Origin of the sequence: Collinsella sp. D33t1_170424_A12 (assembly GCF_015554865.1) — a bacterium.
In the GTDB taxonomy this organism is placed as follows: domain Bacteria; phylum Actinomycetota; class Coriobacteriia; order Coriobacteriales; family Coriobacteriaceae; genus Collinsella.
This window is the reverse complement of the sequence record NZ_JADNJJ010000072.1, coordinates 1-2884: the sequence shown is the minus strand read 5'-3', so window position 1 is coordinate 2884 and position 2884 is coordinate 1. Positions and strand designations below refer to the sequence as shown.

General features: G+C 62.1%; 3 protein-coding genes. All 3 read right to left on the bottom strand.

Annotated elements, in window-relative coordinates; genetic code table 11:
• Positions 1 to 621, bottom strand: a 621-nt coding sequence (locus I2E26_RS03575; protein WP_255519221.1) for an ABC transporter transmembrane domain-containing protein, incomplete at its 3' end; no start/stop codon positions are given.
• A gap of 219 nt (positions 622 to 840) precedes the next feature.
• Positions 841 to 1284, bottom strand: a complete 444-nt coding sequence (locus I2E26_RS03570) for a MarR family transcriptional regulator (RefSeq protein ID WP_195419635.1) — start codon at positions 1282 to 1284, stop codon at positions 841 to 843.
• Positions 1285 to 1748: 464 nt separating this feature from the next.
• On the bottom strand, positions 1749 to 2884 hold a 1136-nt coding region (locus tag I2E26_RS03565; RefSeq protein WP_370551433.1), incomplete at its 5' end, for a hypothetical protein.

The following is a 2884-nucleotide window of genomic DNA, read 5'->3' as shown; positions in this document are numbered from 1 at the left end:
GATAACGGACAGGCCGGACAGGTTCTCGCGCGAGACGCGATTGAGGTCGTCGGTAAGGCGCTGCATGCGACGGAAGCGCGGCGTTGCGATCACGAGGCACACGGCGACCACGAGGAGCAGCACCACGATGGAGACGCCGGTGGCGACGGTCCACTCCCATCGCTTGCCGGCGATCTTGGTGATCGCCCACGCCGCGGTGATGGGGGCCTTGATGAGCATTTGCAAACCCATCACGATGAGCATCTGGACCTGCATGACATCGTTCGTGGAACGCGTGATGAGGCTCGGCGTGGAAAAGCGCCCGATCTCCTCCATGGAAAACGATTGCACCTTTGCAAAAAGCTTCGAGCGAACGGTGCCCGCGAACCCGGTGGCGATGCGAGCGGAGCACACCGCCGTTGCCACCGCCGCAAGCAGGCTGCCGAGCGAGCAGCCGAGCATCTTGCCGCCCGCGGCGAGAATCTGCGGCATGGTCGACCCCTCGACCTGCACGAGCCGCGTGATCTCGGCCATGTACTCCGGGGACTTGAGGTCCAGCCAAACCTGCACGACGATGAACGCCAATGCCAGGCCGGCCAACCCCCATTCCCGTTTCGTCAGATTTCGAAATAGCTTAAACAACGACATCTCTCCTTATCTAACCCCATAAGGTATTTATAAACACGATCTACATCGGAATCGCTCGTAGTTCAGGGGAAATTGGCGGAACGCCGCGGGTGCGGCGGCGATCAAGCCCGCCGGACCGCTTCGAGCACCCCGAGCGACCGGCCCCCGCCTCCGATTCGGCGCGCTGGGGCATCAGCCGTGGATCCCCGTCGGCGCCCCCGATAGCGGCGCGTCCTAGATCTGCATGGTAGGAGGACGCAGGCGGGCGCGGATCTCCGATGCGGTTATGAAGAACTCGCGCAAGCGCTCCTCGCCGAGCTCGTCGATCAACATAGCGACCTGGGCCCGCACCTCGCTTCTGAACGTCTCCACGCGCGCAGCGCCCTCTTTGGTAAGGACGACCTCCGTCACCCGCGCATCCACCGCGCTGCGGCGGCGCGCGATCAAGCCCTTAGACTCCAGGCGCTTGAGCAGGGCCGCTACACGCGGCGTAGACACGCCGAGTTTCTCCGCGATGGCGCCGGCGGTGACGACCGTACCCGACTTGCGCGCTTCGGCCAGCATGCGCATCGTGCCGCCGATTCCCGCGTTCGCCTCATCCATGCAGCGAAACGCCTCCGAGGAGTGAACGCGTTCCGCCAGGCGGATCATCTCCGTCACCTGCTCTTCTGTTGCCACAGCAAGCCTCCAGTCCGGTCCATTGCACCATCGGTAGGTAACCCCGTTAATGACCTTTAGATTATTACCTCATGCCATTACATAATTCAGGTTGATGAGGAAAACACGCAACGCTACATAGATTGCATAGAACTGCATCTAAAGTGCATACAGATAAATTACAGATGTCGCTTATTGCTAATTCCGATGACTCTTTCGTAGACCGCTGGCATTATTTGCACATTTTGAGTCACCTCACCGCATGAGACAACAGCCCCGCCAAAACGCGTCGCATCCAATCGCGCTACCAGCAACCGGAAACGCTTACACCTGTCCATGAATCCATCGCTGAGAACATGCCGAATATCCTCGCACGGCACCCTTGTCGTTATACATCGGCCATTCATGCGTGCAAAAAGACTCAAAATCGGCAATTCCTGCCAACGGTCTCGTCCCAGCACTCACAGGTCAGGTTCATGCAGCCCTTAGCCGATCGCCTCGAGCGAATCCTCGGCGCGATCGATGGCCGATCGGGACCGTGCGCCCTCTTTGAACCACGTGCGCAGGTCCTCCAGGGTGCTCCCGGCGGCGTAGACCTTGAACTTGCGGCCGTCCACGGCCGTGACCGCGCAACGGTCGCCGCTCTCGCTCCCCTCATACGCCGCGACCTTCTTGAGGTAGTCGCGGCGGAATGCCACCACGCGAGCGTTGCTGATCTCGATGAACCAGTCATCGTCCACGAGCGAGGTGCCCGTCGCCCCACGGCCCGCCATCTCCTCGGCGAAGGAGAAACCGAGCTCGCGTTCCTGCCTTCCGATCTCGAGGATGCCGCGGGTCGGCATGCTGAGCATGAACAGGGGCAGCGCGACCCCTATGAACAGGAACAGGAACGGGACGAGCACGAGCAGGCGCATGCCCTCGTCGGTGAAGAACGCCATGAACGCGATCACGAGCGAGAAGACGAGCGCCATGCCGTTGAACACGATCGTGAGCGGCTTGATGGCCGTCCAGCAAAGCCCCGCCTTGGTCATGGGACGCTCGACGGCGTCGGAGATCTCGATGCCCTCCTCCTCGAGACGCGCGATCAAGTTGAGCGAGCACACGCCCTCGAGGCTGATCGAGCAGAACTTCCGCTCGCCCTCATACAGGTCGATCCTCATCATCTGCGCATGCAGCGTCGCTCGGGTGATGTTGGAGAAAGTCGTCTCCCTGCGCGCGCCGAAAACGTTGCGCGACGCGATCCGGTCGCCGTCGACATCGAGGCGCGGGATGCTCAGCAGGACCCATATGGACATGCCGGCGAGCGCCATGGCGTGGCCGAACCACACGAGCTCGTGGTCCCACTCTCCCAGCGAGACGCCCTGCCATACATAGACGGCGAGCATGAGCAGCTCGAATGCGACCGCGCAGCAGGCGAGGATCACCCGGATGACGGCGGGCATGCGGACGGTAAAGCAATCGAGGCTGTCCGTCGCCTCGCTGCGCTCGCGCGCGCCGCGGCGGGCGACCCATGCGATGAGCGGGCCGACGATGAACACGGTCATCGCGACGCGCAGAATGGATTCGAGCAGATTACTCATAGGGGCCACCGCCTCGGGCACGAAATAATCGACTGCGGGAA